Raw genomic sequence first — 16994 nt, forward strand, 5'->3', positions numbered from 1 at the left:
CGGAGTTTGGCTATGAAAAAGATTGTTCCCGATCCACCCCTCCCCAACACCACACAACGCCCTTTCAGCCGCTGCGATGCCGGCCATCCCCCATTGTTCACCGTAAACCCCGGCGTCTCAGCCCACGACGCCCTGGTACATGTCGCCCAGTACCTGCGCGGTGCCTACGACTGTGGCTACAAAGCCCTGGAGCATCTGGATGAGACAGGCAAAAGCCTGTTCTGGAGCAACCTAAACTCACTCGAAATGGCAGAAGGGCTGGTTGAGGCACTGCTGGATGGGATTGAGTCACAGCCAATGAATTGATGCCGCCTGTACCGGCCCTTTCGCGGGTGAACCCGCGAAGAGGCCAGCACAGCAAACAAAAAAGGCCGGCCCCCTATAGAGAGAGCCGGCCTTTGTGCGTGCTGCTATCGGTTGATTACTTCCCCGCAGTCAACGCGTTGTAGCTGGTCATCAAATTCCGATAGTCCGGAATGTGGTTGGAGCACAGCGCAGCCAGCCCTTCCACATCGTTGCGCCAGTCGCGGTGCAGCTCACAGGCCACGCCGAACCAGGTCATCAGCTGGGCGCCCGCCTGGCTCATGCGGTCATGGGCGGCATCGCGGGTCATTTCGTTGAAAGTACCGGAAGCATCAGTCACCACAAACACATCGAACTCTTCTTCCAGCGCCGACAGCGCCGGGAAGGCTACGCAGACCTCAGTCACCACACCGGCAATGATCAGCTGCTTCTTGCCGGTAGCCTTCACCGCCTTGACGAAGTCTTCGTTGTCCCAGGCGTTGATCTGGCCTGGGCGGGCGATGTACGGGGCGTCCGGGAACAGGGCTTTCAGTTCTGGCACCAGCGGGCCGTTGGGGCCTTGCTCGAAGCTGGTGGTGAGGATGGTCGGCAGGTTGAAGAACTTGGCCAGGTCAGCCAGGGCCAGCACGTTGTTCTTGAACTTGTCCGGCTCGATGTCGCGCACCAGGGACAGCAGGCCAGCCTGGTGGTCCACCAGCAGCACGGCGGCGTCGTCTTTGTTCAGGCGGTTGTAGGTGAATTTGCTCATGGTCTGTGCTCCTAAGGGTTATGAATTTTTCAGCAATTCGGGGTGTTTCGCGTTGATGGGCACAGATTAAAATCATCACCTTCACGGCGGTAGACTGCGAAAAATGCCTTTAGCGTTCCATTTGGAGAACGATCATTGGAAGACCTCAACTCCCTCTACTACTTCACCCAAGTCGTTGAGCACGGTGGCTTCGCCCCAGCCGGCCGGGCGCTGGACATGCCCAAGTCAAAGCTCAGCCGGCGCATCGCCGACCTTGAAGACCGCCTGGGCGTGCGCTTGCTGCACCGCACCAGCCGGCACTGCTCACTGACCGAGATCGGCCAGGCCTACTACAACCGCTGCCTGGCCATGCGCGTAGAGGCCGAGGGCGCGGCAGAGATCATCGAGCGCAACCGCAGCGAACCACGCGGGCTGGTGCGCATCAGTTGCCCGACTACCCTGCTCAATTCCTGGGTTGGGCCGATGCTGACCCGCTACATGCTCAAGTACCCGCAGGTGGAGTTGTTCATCGAAAGTACCAACCGCCGTGTCGACCTGTTGCACGAGGGCTTCGACATTGCCCTGCGGGTGCGCTTTCCGCCGCTGGAGAACACCGACATGGTGATGAAGGTGCTGAGCAACAGCACCCAGTGCCTGGTCGGCCAGCCGCAATACCTGGAGCAATTGCCCAAAGGTTTCGACCCACAGCTGCTCGGCACGCTACCGAGCGTGCACTGGGGCAGTGCCCAGCGTGAGTACCAGTGGGAGCTGTTTCAGGGTGAGGGCAACAGCCGCAGCATCGTCATCCCGCATAAGCCGCGCATGGTGACTGACGATCTGTTCGCGTTGCGCCACTTCGTGGTGGCAGGCGTGGGGATTGCCCACTTGCCGCGAGTGGCGGTGCGTGAAGACCTGGCGGCAGGGCGGCTGGTAGAGCTGCTGCCTGAGTGGCACCCGCGTTGCGGGATCGTCCATGCGATCTTCCCGTCGCGGCGCGGGTTGCTGCCGTCGGTGCGAGCGTTGATCGATCATCTGGCTGAGGAATTTGCCATCAGCGACATGGCTTGAGCACCGGCGAAAGCGCCAGCAGTGAAAGAACAGAAAAGGGGGCCAAAACTGGCCCCCTTTTTCACATCAGTTCAGCTTAGAAAGCAAAGCATGAACAACCCAGCGCACCCCAGAAGCCCTGGAAGTCATTCACCGGTACGCTCGAATGCCGCGCTTTCTCATGGCTGTGCGCATGCACCCCGCATGGCCCGCTGCACTGGTGCACGGCGGCGGCCAACGATGGCGTACCGACGCGCCAGTGCCCCGGCACCTTGACCACCGGCGACCATTCCGGCAACACAGGCACCTGCGGCGGGCCCAGTTTGTCGAACTCACCTGCGCCGTACACCACCTTGCCATCGACGATCGTCAGCACCGACTCGATGCCCTTGATCGCCTCTTCATCGACGCTGAAGAAGTCCAGCGACAACGCCGCCAGGTCGGCCAACTGGCCCACTTTGATCTGGCCCTTCTTGCCCTGTTCGCTGGAAAACCAGGCACTGCCCTGGGTAAACAGCTGCAGCGCGGTATCGCGGCTCAGGCCTTCCGGGTACAGCGCCATGCCGCCAACGGTCTTGCCGCTGACCAGCCAGTACAGCGAGGTCCACGGGTTGTAGCTGGACACACGGGTGGCGTCGGTACCAGCGCCCACCGGCACGCCCATGTCGAGCATGCGCTTGATTGGCGGGGTCTGCTCAGCCGCCTTGGCGCCGTAGCGATCGACGAAATATTCACCCTGGAAGGCCATGCGGTCCTGGACGGCGATACCACCGCCCAAGGCGCGCACGCGCTCGATGTTCTGCGGGGTGATGGTTTCGGCGTGGTCGAAGAACCACGGCAGGCCGTTGAACGGGATGTCGCGGTTGACCTTCTCGAACACGTCGAGCATCCGCGTGATCGATTCGTTGTAGGTGGCGTGCAAGCGGAATGGCCAGCGTTGCTCGACCAGGTGGCGCACCACCGGCTCCAGCTCTTCCTCCATGGTCTGTGGCAGGTCCGGGCGCGGCTCGAGGAAGTCTTCGAAGTCGGCGGCCGAGAACACCAGCATTTCACCGGCGCCGTTATGGCGCAGGAAGTCGGTGCCGCTGTGCAGCTTGACGCTGGCGGTCCACTTCTTGAAGTCGTCCAGTTCTTCCTTGGGCTTCTGGGTGAACAGGTTGTAGGCAATGCGCACGGTCAGCTGGTTGTTGTCGGCCAGCTCCTGGATCACCGAGTAGTCGTCGGGGAAGTTCTGGTAGCCGCCACCGGCGTCGATGGCACTGGTCAGGCCCAAGCGGTTGAGTTCACGCATGAACTGGCGGGTGGAGTTGACCTGGTACTCCAGTGGCAGCTTCGGCCCCTTGGCCAGCGTGGCGTAGAGGATCATTGCATTGGGGCGGGCGATCAGCATGCCGGTCGGGTTGCCGAACTTGTCCCGCTGGATTTCACCACCCGGCGGGTTCGGCGTGTCCTTGGAGTAGCCAACAGCCTTGAGTGCCGCGCGGTTGAGCAGTGCGCGGTCGTAAAGGTGCAGCAGGAACACCGGGGTGTCGGGCGCGGCCTGGTTGATCTCTTCCAGGGTCGGCATGCGTTTCTCGGCGAACTGGAATTCGTTCCAGCCACCGACCACACGCACCCACTGCGGCGTAGGCGTGCGTGCGGCCTGGTCCTTGAGCATGCGCAAGGCATCAGCCACCGACGGCACGCCTTCCCAGCGCAACTCCAGGTTGTAGTTCAGGCCGCCGCGGATCAAGTGCAGGTGCGAGTCGTTCAGGCCTGGGATCACCGTGCGCTGTTTGAGGTCGATGATTTGCGTGGCTGCCCCCTTGTGGGCCATGGCCTCGGCATCGTTGCCCACGGCGACGAAGCGGCCATCCTTGATGGCGACAGCAGTCGCGGTAGGTTTTTCACGGTCAACGGTGTGTAGTTTGCCGTTGAACAGAATCAGGTCGGCGGACATGGAACCTCCTTGGCTGGATGCGTGAGCTGAACCGGCTTGGCCGGTGAAGGGCAATGCGGACCAGAGCGCGCCGGCGGCACCGAGCACGGTGCTGGTGGCGAGGAACTGGCGACGGGTCTTGTCGTTGCGGTCCTGGGACATGATTTTCTCCGTCTCTGGGTGCGGTGGCAGGCGCAACTGTGGAGCATGCCGGTTGGTGCTGGGTCAGGGCCTGGATGGCTGTGCGATGGGTTGTAGAAGGTTAGCCCTGATCAAATTTTGTGCCGCCAAGGCTGCCCATTCGAGGTCAAGCCCGAGACGGCGCGGCTCACCCACGCAGCCAATTGGCGCAGCGGCGGGTTACCCAAGGCATGATGTAGAACACCACGGGCAGGATGACGAACAGGTTCACGACCAGGTTGCCGGTGATCGGGCCGCCCAGCTGCGGGAAGCGTGCGAACAGCGGCGCCAGCAGTTGCGGAATGACCATGGTCATCGGGCAGATCACCAGGTAGGTCAGCAGCGCCTGCTTCCAGCGCGGCGGTTGAGCTACCGTGGCGCCCGTTGGGCTACCGAGCACCTTGTGTTGCAGGCATACGGTCACCACTTCGCGGTTGTCTTGGAGTGCGGTGTTCATCGGCGTTCCTTGGGATGAGCTTGCCCGCATCCACTGTGCAACGGCGGACGGGCGGTGGATTGGATGGGTATGCAGCCCTGGCCGGGCACCGCCTGGGGGTGCCCGGAAAGGTTGGCTTACTTGCCGGCGTTGAAGGCGTTGTAGCTGGTCATCAGGTTGCGGTAGTCCGGGATGTGGTTGGAGCACAGCGCGGCCAGGCCTTCGATGTCGTTGCGCCAGTCGCGGTGCAGCTCACAGGCCACGCCGAACCAGGTCATCAGCTGCGCACCGGCCCGGCTCATGCGGTCATGGGCGGCGTCACGGGTCATGGCGTTGAAGGTCCCGGAGGCATCGGTCACCACGAACACTTCGAACTCTTCCTCCAGTGCCGCCAGGGCCGGGAAGGCAACACACACTTCGGTCACGACGCCGGCGATGATCAGCTGCTTCTTGCCGGTGGCCTTCACGGCCTTGACGAAGTCTTCGTTGTCCCAGGCGTTGATCTGGCCTGGGCGGGCGATGTACGGGGCATCCGGGAACAGGGCTTTCAGTTCTGGCACCAGCGGGCCGTTGGGGCCTTGCTCGAAGCTGGTGGTGAGGATGGTCGGCAGGCTGAAGAACTTGGCCAGGTCAGCCAGGGCCAGCACGTTGTTCTTGAATGCGTCGGGTTCGATATCGCGGACCAGGGACAGCAGGCCTGCCTGGTGGTCGACCAGCAGTACGGCGGCGTCGTCTTTGTTCAGGCGGTTGTATTTGAAGTGGGTCATGGTGGCAGCTCCTGATGGTTTTGATTTTCAGTAAGTAGGGTGTTTCGCGTTGATGTTTGAAGATTAAAACCAGGACCTTTGGAGCGGTAGATGGTGGTTTTTGGCTTTAGCGTTCTGTTTTAGGAACGATAGATTGGCGTTGGTTTTGCTGGCCTCTTCGCGGGCTGCCATTGCCTGCCCTGCAAACCTGCTCTATTACTACCCACAGCCCTCCCCTCACCCCGAGACCACCATGCTGGCGTTCATCCAGTCATCCCCGTTGTTGCTCGGTACCGCCCTGATCCTGCTCGACCTCGTGCTCTGGCAAGCCATCCCCATGCAACGCCGAGCCTGGCGCATCGGTACGCGGCTGGTGATATTCCTGCTGTTCAGTTCGGTACTGGTGGCCGCCGGCATGAGCCCGCTGCAGCCGCCACCCTGGCCCGACGATGTCTCGCGCAACCTGATGGCCACGGTACTGGCGATCGGCTGGTGGCTGTTTGGCGCACGCACGGTGACCGTGGTGTTCGGCCTGTTGCTGGTAGCCCGTGGCAGCCATGGCGGGCGGTTGCTGCAGGATGTGCTGGGGGCGTTGATCTTCCTGGCCGCCGTGGTGGCTGCCGCAGGCTATGTGATGCAGCTGCCGGTGAAGGGCCTGCTGGCCACCTCCGGGGTGATGGCCATCGTCATTGGCCTGGCGTTGCAGAGCACCCTGGCCGACGTGTTCAGCGGCATCGTGCTGAACACCACGCGGCCCTACCAGATCGGCGATTCCATCTCTATCGACGGCACCGAAGGCAAGGTGCTGGACATCGACTGGCGCGCCACCCGCTTGCTCACCGGCAGCGGCAGTTTGGCGGTGATCCCCAACTCGGTGGCGGCCAAGGCACGGCTGCTCAACCACAGCCGCCCGGCCGATGTGCATGGGGTCACGATCAGCGTGGTGGTGCCGGCCAAGGTGCGCCCCAAGCGGGTGTTCGACGCGCTGGAAAAGGCCTTGCAAGGCGTCAGTGCCATTCTTGCCACCCCAAAACCGAAAGTAACGGTGAAGGCCTCGACGCTGGAGTCAGTGGAGTACGAGGCCAGTGGCTTCGTGGCCGATATGGGCGCCAAGGGTGACGCGCGCAACCAGCTGTTCGACCTGGCGCACCGGCATCTGGAAGCCAGCGGAGTGATGTGGAACGTCGACCTGGCCGTGCCGCCGCGCAGCCGCCAGCGCGAAGTGCTGGACGAGGTCCGCGTGTTCCGCTCGCTGAGCGATGAAGAGCGAGACGCCTTGAGCCAGCGCATGACCGCAGTGGAGTACCTGCCGGACCAGGTGATCCTGGGGGTTGGCGAGCATTCAGATCATTTGCTGGTGATTGGCAGCGGGGTGGTATCGGCGTCGGTGCGCGATGGCGACAAACTGCTGGAAGCCGGGCGCATGGGGCCGGGTGAAGTGCTGGGGATCGAGGGCATCATCGACGAAGACGATTCGCTGGCCGAGTTCCGCACGCTGACCAGCTGCGTGCTGTACCGCATCGACAAGGAACAGGTGAAGAGCTGCCTGCAGCAGCGTGGCGAAGTGCAGACGGCGTTGAGCAAGTTGCAGCGGTTTCGGCGGCAGAACCGCGAGTCGTTGTTGCTGCAGAAGCCGGCCCTGATCAAGAAAGGCGGCTTCCTCAGCTGGTTACACAAGTAAGCCGGTACTGGCCTCTTCGCGGGTTCACCCGCGAAGAGGCCAATGCTTACAGCACAACTCTCAAGCATTGCCCCGCGTGGTACAGCGAGAAGCCGGACTCATAGAACGCGGTGCGCAATGAAGGCGCACTCACCCCGCTCATGGGCGAAAACGGAATCGGCAGGCTGTCCGCTTCCCCTTTCAGCAAAAACTCGGCAAATGCCCGACCGATCACGGTGCCCGTGGTATTGCCCCGCCCGTTGTACCCCGTCACCGCCACCAGCCCCGGCGCCGGCTCGAACAGGCGCATCAGGTGGTCGGGGGTGAAGTCGATGCAACCGGTCCAGTGCATTTCCCACTCGACCTTGCCCAGTTCCGGGTAGTAGTGGCTTTGGATCCGGTCCGCCCAGCTGCGCACGAACCACGCTGGCTTGTTGTCGACCCGGCCCAGGCTGCCGAGCAGCAGGCGGCCCTGGTCGTCGCGGCGGATGCTGCTGAGCACGGTGCGGGTGTCCCACGAGCCCTGGCCATGCGGCAGCACCTTGTCGGCGGCTGCGCCTTGCAAAGGCTTGGAAGCCACCTGGTAGTAGTAACCGCGGAAAAACTGCTTCTGCAGGTTGCTCCAGTCGCCTTCGGTGTAGGCACCAGTGGAAATCACCACCTTGTCGGCGCGCACCGAACCCCGCGCAGTCTTCACCCGCCAGGCATCGCCGTCACGCTCCAGGCCTTCGACCGAAGACTGCTGGAACAGCTTGCCGCCCAGGCGGGCCACGGCGGCGGCCAGGCCCTGGGTGTAGCCCATCGGGTTGATGGTGCCGGCGCGGCGGTCGAGCAGCGCGGCAGAGATCTTGTTGGTGCCGCAGTATTCCTGGCATTGGGCGCCGGTCAGCAGCTCGACGTCGGCACCACGGCGGCGCCATTGTTCGTGGCGGGCTTCGAGGTCGGCGATGCCCGTGGCGTTATGCGCCATGTGCAGCGTGCCTTTGTGCTGGGCCTGGCAGTCGATGCCAAGGCGTTCGATCATGGCGAACACTTCAGCCGGGGCTTCGCCAAGCACCTTGTTCAGGCGGCTGCCTTGCTTCTGGCCGAGGGTGGCCTCGACGTCGTCGGGGCGGATCCAGGTGCCAGCGTTGACCAGGCCGACGTTGCGCCCGGAACCACCGTGGCCGATCTTCCACGCCTCCAGCAAGATCACCGACTTGCCCTGTTCGAGCAGATGGATGGCTGCCGACAGACCGGTGATACCGCCGCCGATCACGCAGACATCGGCCTTGTGCTCACCGGCCAGGGCCTGGGCGGCAACGCTCGGTTTGCTGACGAATTCCCACAAGCATTCTTGACGCAGTTCGGACATGGCCCGGCTCCAGCAGTGTTGTTCTTATTGCAGGTGCATCTGGTTTATTGGGGCCGCTTTGCGGCCCATTCGCGGGTGAACCCGCTCCCACAGGGACATCACAGGTTCCGAAAGCTGTGTTGTCCCTGTGGGAGCGGGTTCACCCGCGAACCGGGGGCATAGCCCCCGGCCATGCAGCATCAAACCATCAGTCGAACACGATACCCTGTGCCAGCGGCAGCTCACGCGAATAGTTCACGGTGTTGGTCTGACGACGCATGTAGCCCTTCCAGGCATCCGAACCCGACTCACGGCCACCACCGGTTTCCTTCTCGCCACCGAACGCACCGCCGATCTCGGCGCCGCTGGTGCCGATGTTGACGTTGGCGATGCCGCAGTCGCTGCCCGAAGCACTCTGGAAGCGCTCGGCTTCGCGAATGTCGGTGGTGAAGATGCACGACGACAGGCCTTGTGGCACTTCGTTGTTCAGGCGCAGGGCCTCTTCGAAGTCGTCATAAGCCAGCACGTACAGGATCGGGGCGAAGGTTTCGTGGCGCACCACGTCGCTTTGCGCCGGCATTTCGGCAATGGCAGGCGACACGTAGTAGGCGTTCGGGTACTGGTCGGCCAGCTGACGCTCGCCACCAAATACCTGGCCACCCTCGTCGCGGGCCTTGGCCAGCGCACCTTGCATGGCGTCGAACGACAGCTTGTCGATCAGCGGGCCCACCAGGTTGTCCTTGCGCGGGTCGCCAATGCGCACTTTGCCGTAGGCGGCTTTGACGCGGGCAACCACTTCGTCCTTGATCGAGCGGTGCACGATCAGGCGGCGCAGCGTGGTGCAACGCTGGCCGGCGGTGCCGACAGCGGAGAACAGGATGCCGCGCACGGCCAGGTCCAGGTCCGCGCTCGGGGCCAGGATCATGGCGTTGTTGCCACCCAGTTCCAGGATGCTGCGGCCAAAGCGGGCGGCCACACGTGGGCCGACTTCGCGCCCCATGCGGGTGCTGCCGGTGGCGCTGACCAGCGGGACACGCGGGTCATCGACCATGGCTTCGCCGGCTTCACGGCCGCCGATCACCAGTTGCGCCAGGCCAGCCGGGGCGTCGCCAAAGGCTTTCAGGGCTTTTTCGAACAGCGCCTGGCAGGCCAGGGCGGTCAGCGGGGTCTTCTCGGACGGCTTCCACACCACCGAGTTACCGGCCACCAGGGCCAGCGCGGTGTTCCAGGCCCACACCGCAACCGGGAAGTTGAAGGCGCTGATTACGCCGACCACGCCCAGCGGGTGCCAGGTTTCGCGCATGTGGTGGCCTGGGCGCTCGGAGGCGATGGTCAGGCCGTACAGCTGGCGCGACAGGCCCACGGCGAAGTCGCAGATGTCGATCATTTCCTGCACTTCACCCAGGCCTTCCTGAGTGATCTTGCCGGCTTCGATCGAAACCAGCTCGCCCAGGTCGGCCTTGTGCTCGCGCAGCACTTCGCCGAACAGGCGTACCAATTCGCCACGGCGCGGGGCCGGCACAGTGCGCCAGGCGTCGAAGGCGCTTTGGGCCTGATCGATGCGGGCGATGGTCTCGGCCTTGCCGAGCAGTTTCACCGAGGCGATCTGGCTGCCGTCGATCGGCGTGTGAACAGGGTAGTCGCCCTGGGTGTAAGCCTCGGCGGCAACGCCAAGGCGCTCGAGCAATCCAGCAACCATTAGTGCTTCTCCTACATCGGGTGATGGGGTGGAAAATTGATGGGGATCAGTATTAATCCGATCACATAGGTACAACAAACGACCTTTATTCCGCATATCATTCCGCCAGGTAATGATTCGAGCCGCAGAGACCGCTATGTCCAAACGCCTGGTGCCTTCCATGACCGCCCTGCAGTGCTTTGAAGCTGCAGCCCGCCACTTGAGCTTTACCCGTGCCGCCGAAGAGCTGCACCTGACCCAGAGCGCGGTCAGCAAGCAGGTGGCGCAGCTTGAAGACATGCTGCGCCACCACCTGTTCCTGCGCATCCGCCGGCGCCTGCAGCTGACCCCGGCCGGAAGCCTGTACCTGGCCGAGGTCAACAAGATCCTCACCCAGGTGGATATGTCCAGCCGCTACGTGCTCACTTATGGCGAGCAGACCGAGATATTGACGGTAGCCACGCAACCGAGTTTTGGCGTGCGCTGGTTGATCCCGCACCTGAAGGGCTTTGGCAAACGGCACAGCAATATCCACCTGGACATCCGCAACGAGATGGAGCCGTTCGCCTTGCTGCAGGGTTCGGCTGACGTGGTGTTCTTCTATGGCCAGGGCACGTGGCCGGGGGCCACCTGCGTGGAGCTGTTCCGCGAAGAGGTGGTACCGGTGTGCGCGCCGGAGCTGCTGGCCGGGCGCACGCTGGGCGATGCCGCAGAGCTTGCCGACCTGGTGCTGCTGCAAAGCACGTCGCGGCCGGAAGCGTGGCATGAGTGGTTCCAGGAGCTGGGCTTGCAGAGCGTCAGCGCCTATCACGGGCCGCGCTTCGATACGTTCTATATGGCGTTGAGCGCGGCACAGGCCGGGTGCGGCGTGGCGCTGGTACCGCGCTACCTGGCGGCAAAGGAGTTGGCCGAGGGTAGCCTGATGGTGCCGTGGAACCATGCGATGCGCAGTGCCGGGGCACATTACCTGGCGTATGCCGAGCATGCGGCGGAGGTGCCCAAGGTAAGGGCATTGGTGGAATGGATTCGTGAGCAACTTCAGGCTTGAGGGCTTCTTCGCGGAGTTACCTGCGAAAGCGCCCTGAAGGTCGATCAAAAAAGGAATGACACACTCACTTTTTTTCGCTTGTGAGCCAAGTGCATTCCCAGCTTTCATGTAAGCGTCCGAACCCAACCAGGAAGCTAGCGATGCCCGCCCACGATTTCGTCAGCCCAGACAGCATTCGCGCGCAGTTCTCTGCCGCCATGTCGCTCATGTACAAACAGGAAGTGCCGCTGTACGGCACGCTGCTGGAGCTGGTGAGCGAAATCAACCAGCAGGTCATGGCCCAGCAACCCGAAGTGGCCGAGGCCCTGCGCTGGACCGGCGAAATCGAACGCCTGGACCAGGAGCGCCACGGCGCCATCCGCGTGGGCACCGCTGAAGAGCTGGCCACCATCGCGCGTCTGTTCGCGGTCATGGGCATGCAGCCGGTCGGCTACTACGACCTCAGCTCTGCCGGCGTGCCGGTGCACTCCACTGCCTTCCGTGCGGTGCACGAGCAGGCGCTGCACGTCAGCCCGTTCCGTGTGTTCACTTCGCTGCTGCGCCTGGAGCTGATCGACAACCCGCAGCTGCGCGAGCTGGCCCAGAGCATTCTGGCCAAACGCCAAATTTTCACCACCCGCGCCCTCGAGCTGATCGCCCAGTGCGAACGTGATGGCGGCCTTAACGCAGCGGATGCCGAAGCCTTCGTGCAAGAAGCCCTGCACACCTTCCGCTGGCACCATGACGCCACCGTCACAGCCGAGCAATACCAGCAGTTGCACGACCAGCATCGCCTGATCGCCGATGTGGTGGCCTTCAAGGGCCCGCACATCAACCACCTCACGCCGCGTACCCTGGACATCGATGCAATCCAGGTCGGCATGCCGGCCAAGGGCATCCCGCCAAAGGCCGTGGTCGAAGGCCCGCCCACTCGTCGCCACCCGATCCTGCTGCGCCAGACCAGCTTCAAGGCCCTGCAGGAAAGGGTCGCGTTCAGCGACCAGCAAGGTAGCGAAGGCAGCCACACCGCGCGCTTTGGCGAGATCGAGCAACGCGGCGCGGCGCTGACGCCGAAAGGCCGCCAGCTGTACGACAAACTGCTCGACGCTACCCGCGCCGCGTTGGGTGGCGCACCGGCCGAGGCCAATGCCGAGCGCTACATGGCGCTGCTGAAGGCAACCTTTGCCGAATTCCCGGACGACCTGGCGCAGATGCGCGAGCAAGGCCTGGCGTATTTCCGCTATTTCGCGACTGAGAAAGGCCTGGCCGCGCGTGACCAGGAAGGCCGCCCGACTACCCTGCAAGGGCTGATCGACGCTGGCCATGTGCACTTCGAAGCGCTGGTGTACGAGGACTTCCTGCCGGTGAGCGCGGCGGGGATCTTCCAGTCCAACCTGGGCGACGACGCGCAGGCCGAGTACGGCAGCAACGCCAACCGCGATGCCTTCGAAGCGGCGTTGGGGCTGCAGGTGCAGGATGAGCTGGCGTTGTATGCACAAAGCGAACGCCGCTCGCTGCAAGCCTGCGCACAAGCATTGAACCTGGGTTCGATGTAAGGGCTTCCGTCCCTTTCGCGGGCTCGCCCGCGAAAGGGACGGCACAGGCGATCAGAGAGGCGGCAGGATTTCCACATCGGGCAAATCCATCGCCGCCACCTCCTGCTCCAGAAACACACTCAAGCGCCGCAACCGCTCGCCGCCTCGCCGGGTTCGCGGCCACACAAGGTAGTAATCCATCCCGCTGGGCACGGTCGTCGGCCAAGGCAGGCTCAAGCGCTTTTGCGCCACGTCCTCGGCCACCATCAGTAAATCGCCCATTGAAATCCCGTAGCCCCGCGCGGCGGCAATCATGCCCAGCTCCAGTGTGTCGAACACCTGGCCACCCTTGAGCGACACCTTGTCGCCAAGCCCCATGCGCTCCAGCCACTCCCGCCAATCGCGCTTGTCCACCGTGGGGTGCAGCAACTCGATGCTAGCCAGCCGGCACACGTCCCAGGGTTGTTCGTCGAGCAGGTCAGGCGCACCGACCGGGATCAGCAGCTCCGGGAACAGCTTGCGCACCTCCCAGTCTGCGGGGAACACCCCATCACTGAGCAACACCGCGCAATCGAACGGCTCCTGGTTGAAGTCCACATGGTCGACGTCCATCCACGCGCTGGTCAGTTGCACCTCGTTACCCGGTTGCAGGTGGCGAAAACGGCTCAGGCACGCCAGCAACCAGCGCATGGTCAGGGTCGATGGGGCTTTCATGCGCAGAATATCGTCTTCGCCACACAAGGTTTCGCAAGCCCGCTCAAACGCTGCGAAACCTTCACGTACACCCGGCAGCAACACCCGCCCCGCTTCGGTCAGTTGCAGGCTGCGGCCACTGCGCACGAACAGGCGGCAGGCAAAATGCTCCTCGAGTGTGCGGATATGCCGGCTGATGGCGCTTTGGGTGATCGAAAGCTCCTCGCCAGCACGGGTGAAGGAGCTTAGCCGCGCGGCAGCTTCGAATGCGCGCAAGGCATACAGCGGTGGTAGCTGGCGTGACATGTGGTACCTGCAATATGGGCGTATGACGTGAATCACCGAGGAGCATATATGCATGAGTTCAACTCATGCCAACTATCGGATTTATCCTTTTGTGCAAAGTTGACCGAAGCCTCAGAATCGCCGTTCGTTGATCACCCCAGAATGAAGGATCGCCCCCATGCACGTCGCGCCCACCACAGAACTCAAGGCTTTGCTGCGCCTGGCCGGGCCGCTGATTGCCTCGCAGTTGGCGCACATGCTGATGGTGCTGACCGACACCCTGATGATGGCCCGCATCAGCCCCCAGGCCTTGGCCGGTGGTGGCCTGGGGGCGGCCAGCTACTCGTTCGTGTCGATTTTCTGCCTGGGCGTGATCGCCGCAGTCGGCACCCTGGTTGCAATTCGCAAGGGCGCCAATGACATCGAGGGTGCCACCCGCCTGGCGCAGAACGGTTTGTGGCTGGCCTGGGGCCTGGCGCTGTTCGCCGCGCTGGTGCTGTGGAACCTTCAGCCGGTTCTGCTGCTGTTCGGGCAACAGCCCGAAAACGTGGCCTCGGCCGCAGAATTCCTCACCCTGCTGCCGCTGGCCCTGCCCGGCTACCTGACCTTCATGGCCTTGCGCGGCTTCACCAGCGCACTGGGCCGCTCGACCCCGGTGATGGTCATCAGCCTGGTCGGCACCGTGCTCAACTACCTGTTCAACGTGGCGTTGATCGAAGGCATGTTCGGCCTGCCCAAGCTGGGCCTGATGGGCATCGGCCTGGTCACCGCCGTGGTGTCGATGGGCATGGCCATTGCCTTGGCATTGTATATCCGCTGGCACTCGGCCTACGCCGCCTACCCACTGCGCAAGGGCCTGTCGCGCCCATCGCTGCCGGCACTGCGCGAGCTGTGGCGGCTGGGCCTGCCGATTGGCGGCACTTATATGGTGGAAGTGGGCCTGTTCGCCTTCGCCGCGCTGTGCATGGGCGTGCTGGGCAGCACCGAACTGGCGGCGCACCAGATCGCCCTGCAGATCGTGTCCACGGCGTTCATGGTACCGACTGGCTTGTCGTATGCGGTCACCATGCGCGTGGGCCTGTACTACGGCGCTGGCAACCTGCTGGCAGCACGCAGCGCCGGGCGTGTGGGCATTGGCTTCGGGGCAATGATCATGTTTGCCTTTGCCGCGTTGTTCCTGCTGCTGCCCGAGGCGCTGGTGGGGCTGTTCATCGACCGCAATGACCCAGCCTTCGCCGCGATTTTCCAAGTGGCCGTGCAGTTGTTGATGGTGGCAGCGTGGTTCGAGCTGTTCGACGGCATGCAGACAATTGCCATGGGCTCGATCCGTGGGCTCAAGGACGCCAAGACCACCTTCTTGATCGGTCTGGTGTGCTACTGGCTGGTGGGGGCGCCGAGCGCCTGGTTGTTCACCTTCACCCTGGGCGGGGGAGCAGTGGGTATCTGGTGGGGGCTGGCGCTGGGGTTGGCGTGTGCGGCGGTGGCGCTGACCTTTGGCTTTGAGTGGCGGATGAAGCGGCTGTTGAGAAAGGCTGATTTGTCTGGTGGGACTGCGGTGTCTGTTTGATTGCAGGGGCTGCCTTGCAGCCCTATCGCGACACAAGGCCGCGATGGAGGGCAAAGCCCTCCCCTACGACCTCACAGGCTAACCAGCTTCGGCCTGCTGCAATCCAGCAAGAACTCGATCAACTCCCCGACCGGCAATGGCTTGCTGACCAAGAAGCCCTGCACCTGGTCACACCCAAACCCGCGCAACAGCGCCAACTGCTCTTCACGCTCCACCCCCTCGGCCACCACCTCGAGGTTGAGGTTGTGCGCCAGGTTGATCATGGCGTGCACCAGCTTGCGGTTCTCTTCACGCATTTCCATTTCCGCAACGAAGCTGCGGTCCACCTTGAGCAAGGTGATCGGCAGGCTGTTGAGGTGCACGAACGAAGAAAACCCGGTGCCGAAATCATCGAGCGAAAAGCGCACACCCAGGCGCCCCAGCGCGTCCATGGTCTGGCGCACCAGCTCGTTACGACGCATCACCGCCGTTTCGGTCAGTTCGAACTCCAGCCAGCGGGCATCCACACCGTGCTCAAGGATCAACCGGCTCAAGGTGGCCAACAACTGGCTGTCCTGGAACTGGCGGAAACTCAGGTTTACCGCCATGTGCAACGGCTCCAGGCCGCGCTCGCACAGGGCCTGCATATCGCGCAGGGCGCGGGAAATCACCCAGTAACCCAAGGGCACGATCAGGCCGCTCTGCTCGGCCAGTGGCACGAACTCGCTGGGTGGCAGCAGCCCGCGCTCGGCATGGCGCCAGCGCACCAGCGCTTCCAGGCCGACGATGCGCCCGTCTGCCAGGTTCATCCGCGGCTGATAGTGCAGCTCCAGCTCGTCGCGGCGCAGGGCACGGCGCAGTTCGCTTTCCAGGTCGGCAAGGCTGCGGGCGTTGCGGTTGATACGTTCGTTGAACACATGGAAGGTGCAGCCCTGGCTGCCCTTGGCCTGACGCATGGCGATATGCGCGTGCCACATCAGCGGATCGGCCCCGCTCTGCGCGCGAGCATGGGCCAGGCCCAGGCTGCAGCCCAGCAGCAGGCTTTCGCCGTCGATCCAGTAGGGTTCGGCCAAGGCCTCGACGATGCGTTCGGCAATCCATTCGGCGCGATTGGCGTCGCGGCGGGTGTCGATCAACAAGGCGAACTCGTCGCTACCCAGACGTGCCAGCTGGTCACCCGCCTCCAGCTGATGTTTCAGCCGTGCCACTACCTGCAGGATCAGGCGATCACCACTCTGGTGACCAAGGGCGTCATTGACGTGGCGGAAGTTGTCCAGGTCCAGGTGGCCAAGCGCAACGCCACGGCCTTCGTTTTCGGCCAGGCGTGCGTTGAGCAAAGCCTGGAAGCCCTGGCGGTTGGCGATGCCGGTCAGCGGGTCCTGCTCGGCCAGGCGCTGCAAGGTGGCCACCAGCACGCTGCGCTCACGCACATGGCGCAGTGAGCGGCGCAGGCCATCGGCATTGAGCTGGTCGCGCACCAGCCAGTCGCTGACGGCGCTGGGCGGTGCCTCGGGCTCATGGTCGAGCAGCAGGATGGTCGGCAGCTCGCAACGCCCGGGAGCGGGCTGCAAGGCTGGCGTCGCCAACACGACGGCATGGCGATCATGGCTGAACAGGCTGTCGATCGCCTCCCAGTTCGGCGCGGTCAACAGTACGGCGCTGCCGCCCAGTGCAGGCATGCACGCGCGCAACACGGCGGCCCATTCCGGCTCATCGGCCAACAGCAGCAAACGCAAAGGTTCGACAGGCGTGGACAAGCGGGCTCCTTAGGGCTTGACGGTGCAACGAGATCTGGCGGGTATGCTACTGTATTTAATGAAAATGATTTTCACTTTTATACATGTTTCTGGTGTAGCAGCCCGACGTATTTTGTCGTGCAT

At 63.4% G+C, this 16994-nt stretch carries 14 protein-coding genes; 6 read left to right on the forward strand and 8 right to left on the reverse strand.

The features are described from left to right. The first annotated feature begins 12 nt into the window (after nucleotides 1-12). Entirely contained in the window at nucleotides 13-306 is a 294-nt protein-coding gene (locus Q9451_RS30705; protein ID WP_012274791.1) for a hypothetical protein, read from the forward strand. 115 nt (nucleotides 307-421) lie between these two features. On the opposite strand, the gene ycaC (Q9451_RS30710) is transcribed toward Q9451_RS30705, so the two are convergent. Next, nucleotides 422-1051, reverse strand: coding sequence for an isochorismate family cysteine hydrolase YcaC (ycaC, locus tag Q9451_RS30710; protein WP_012274792.1), 630 nt, complete (start codon nucleotides 1049-1051; stop codon nucleotides 422-424). A gap of 135 nt (nucleotides 1052-1186) precedes the next feature. Here ycaC (Q9451_RS30710) and Q9451_RS30715 point away from each other — a divergent pair, with 135 nt between their 5' ends. Beyond that, a complete protein-coding gene (locus Q9451_RS30715) occupies nucleotides 1187-2098 on the forward strand; it encodes a LysR substrate-binding domain-containing protein (protein WP_012274793.1) in 912 nt (303 codons plus the stop codon). Between the two features lie 76 nt (nucleotides 2099-2174). Here Q9451_RS30715 and Q9451_RS30720 read toward each other — a convergent pair whose 3' ends face one another. The 3 genes from Q9451_RS30720 to ycaC (Q9451_RS30730) form a co-directional block, all read right to left on the reverse strand. Continuing rightward, complete coding sequence (locus Q9451_RS30720) at nucleotides 2175-4157, reverse strand: amidohydrolase (RefSeq protein WP_012274794.1); 1983 nt, start codon at nucleotides 4155-4157, stop codon at nucleotides 2175-2177. Nucleotides 4158-4323: 166 nt separating this feature from the next. After that, the gene (locus Q9451_RS30725) at nucleotides 4324-4632 is read right to left on the reverse strand and encodes a hypothetical protein (protein ID WP_012274795.1); all 309 of its coding nucleotides are present in this window, start codon (nucleotides 4630-4632) and stop codon (nucleotides 4324-4326) included. Nucleotides 4633-4748: 116 nt separating this feature from the next. Beyond that, nucleotides 4749-5378, reverse strand: a complete 630-nt coding sequence (gene ycaC / locus Q9451_RS30730; protein WP_012274796.1) for an isochorismate family cysteine hydrolase YcaC — start codon at nucleotides 5376-5378, stop codon at nucleotides 4749-4751. A gap of 232 nt (nucleotides 5379-5610) precedes the next feature. Between ycaC (Q9451_RS30730) and Q9451_RS30735 the strand changes: the two genes are divergently transcribed. After that, the gene (locus Q9451_RS30735; protein WP_041166807.1) at nucleotides 5611-7038 is read left to right on the forward strand and encodes a mechanosensitive ion channel family protein; all 1428 of its coding nucleotides are present in this window, start codon (nucleotides 5611-5613) and stop codon (nucleotides 7036-7038) included. A 46-nt stretch (nucleotides 7039-7084) separates the two neighbouring features. On the opposite strand, the gene Q9451_RS30740 is transcribed toward Q9451_RS30735, so the two are convergent. Further along, nucleotides 7085-8371, reverse strand: a complete 1287-nt coding sequence (locus Q9451_RS30740) for an FAD-binding oxidoreductase (protein WP_012274798.1) — start codon at nucleotides 8369-8371, stop codon at nucleotides 7085-7087. A 187-nt stretch (nucleotides 8372-8558) separates the two neighbouring features. Continuing rightward, nucleotides 8559-10049: an aldehyde dehydrogenase family protein gene (locus tag Q9451_RS30745; protein WP_012274799.1), complete on the reverse strand. Its 1491-nt coding sequence runs from the start codon at nucleotides 10047-10049 to the stop codon at nucleotides 8559-8561. 136 nt (nucleotides 10050-10185) lie between these two features. Between Q9451_RS30745 and Q9451_RS30750 the strand changes: the two genes are divergently transcribed. Together Q9451_RS30750 and Q9451_RS30755 are read left to right on the forward strand one after the other, a co-directional pair. After that, a complete protein-coding gene (locus Q9451_RS30750) occupies nucleotides 10186-11076 on the forward strand; it encodes a LysR family transcriptional regulator (protein ID WP_012274800.1) in 891 nt (296 codons plus the stop codon). Nucleotides 11077-11216: 140 nt separating this feature from the next. After that, nucleotides 11217-12611 carry a VOC family protein gene (locus Q9451_RS30755; RefSeq protein WP_012274801.1) on the forward strand — a complete coding sequence of 465 codons (1395 nt, stop codon included), beginning with the start codon at nucleotides 11217-11219 and terminating at the stop codon, nucleotides 12609-12611. A 51-nt stretch (nucleotides 12612-12662) separates the two neighbouring features. Here Q9451_RS30755 and Q9451_RS30760 read toward each other — a convergent pair whose 3' ends face one another. Then, nucleotides 12663-13589, reverse strand: coding sequence for a LysR substrate-binding domain-containing protein (locus Q9451_RS30760; RefSeq protein WP_345960868.1), 927 nt, complete (start codon nucleotides 13587-13589; stop codon nucleotides 12663-12665). Nucleotides 13590-13746: 157 nt separating this feature from the next. On the opposite strand from Q9451_RS30760, the gene Q9451_RS30765 reads away from it, so the two are divergent. Next, on the forward strand, nucleotides 13747-15135 hold the full coding sequence (locus Q9451_RS30765; RefSeq protein ID WP_012274803.1) for a NorM family multidrug efflux MATE transporter: 1389 nt from the start codon (nucleotides 13747-13749) through the stop codon (nucleotides 15133-15135). A gap of 71 nt (nucleotides 15136-15206) precedes the next feature. Here the strand turns inward: Q9451_RS30765 and Q9451_RS30770 are convergent, their stop codons facing one another. Continuing rightward, nucleotides 15207-16871, reverse strand: a complete 1665-nt coding sequence (locus Q9451_RS30770; RefSeq protein ID WP_012274804.1) for a bifunctional diguanylate cyclase/phosphodiesterase — start codon at nucleotides 16869-16871, stop codon at nucleotides 15207-15209. Nucleotides 16872-16994: the final 123 nt, after the last annotated feature.

It is taken from the genome of Pseudomonas sp. NY8896 (genome assembly GCF_039634505.1).

Excerpts from the sequence above, each read along its gene's own strand:
- Q9451_RS30735 (WP_041166807.1), top strand. The coding sequence starts at position 5,611 with ATGCTGGCGTTCATCCAGTCATCCCCGTTGTTGCTCGGTACCGCCCTG.
- ycaC (WP_012274796.1), bottom strand. The coding sequence starts at position 5,378 with ATGACCCACTTCAAATACAACCGCCTGAACAAAGACGACGCCGCCGTA.
- Q9451_RS30740 (WP_012274798.1), bottom strand. The coding sequence starts at position 8,371 with ATGTCCGAACTGCGTCAAGAATGCTTGTGGGAATTCGTCAGCAAACCG.
- ycaC (WP_012274792.1), bottom strand. The coding sequence starts at position 1,051 with ATGAGCAAATTCACCTACAACCGCCTGAACAAAGACGACGCCGCCGTG.
- Q9451_RS30765 (WP_012274803.1), top strand. The coding sequence starts at position 13,747 with ATGCACGTCGCGCCCACCACAGAACTCAAGGCTTTGCTGCGCCTGGCC.
- Q9451_RS30720 (WP_012274794.1), bottom strand. The coding sequence starts at position 4,157 with ATGTCCCAGGACCGCAACGACAAGACCCGTCGCCAGTTCCTCGCCACC.
- Q9451_RS30705 (WP_012274791.1), top strand. The coding sequence starts at position 13 with ATGAAAAAGATTGTTCCCGATCCACCCCTCCCCAACACCACACAACGC.
- Q9451_RS30760 (WP_345960868.1), bottom strand. The coding sequence starts at position 13,589 with ATGTCACGCCAGCTACCACCGCTGTATGCCTTGCGCGCATTCGAAGCT.
- Q9451_RS30745 (WP_012274799.1), bottom strand. The coding sequence starts at position 10,049 with ATGGTTGCTGGATTGCTCGAGCGCCTTGGCGTTGCCGCCGAGGCTTAC.
- Q9451_RS30725 (WP_012274795.1), bottom strand. The coding sequence starts at position 4,632 with ATGAACACCGCACTCCAAGACAACCGCGAAGTGGTGACCGTATGCCTG.
- Q9451_RS30750 (WP_012274800.1), top strand. The coding sequence starts at position 10,186 with ATGTCCAAACGCCTGGTGCCTTCCATGACCGCCCTGCAGTGCTTTGAA.
- Q9451_RS30755 (WP_012274801.1), top strand. The coding sequence starts at position 11,217 with ATGCCCGCCCACGATTTCGTCAGCCCAGACAGCATTCGCGCGCAGTTC.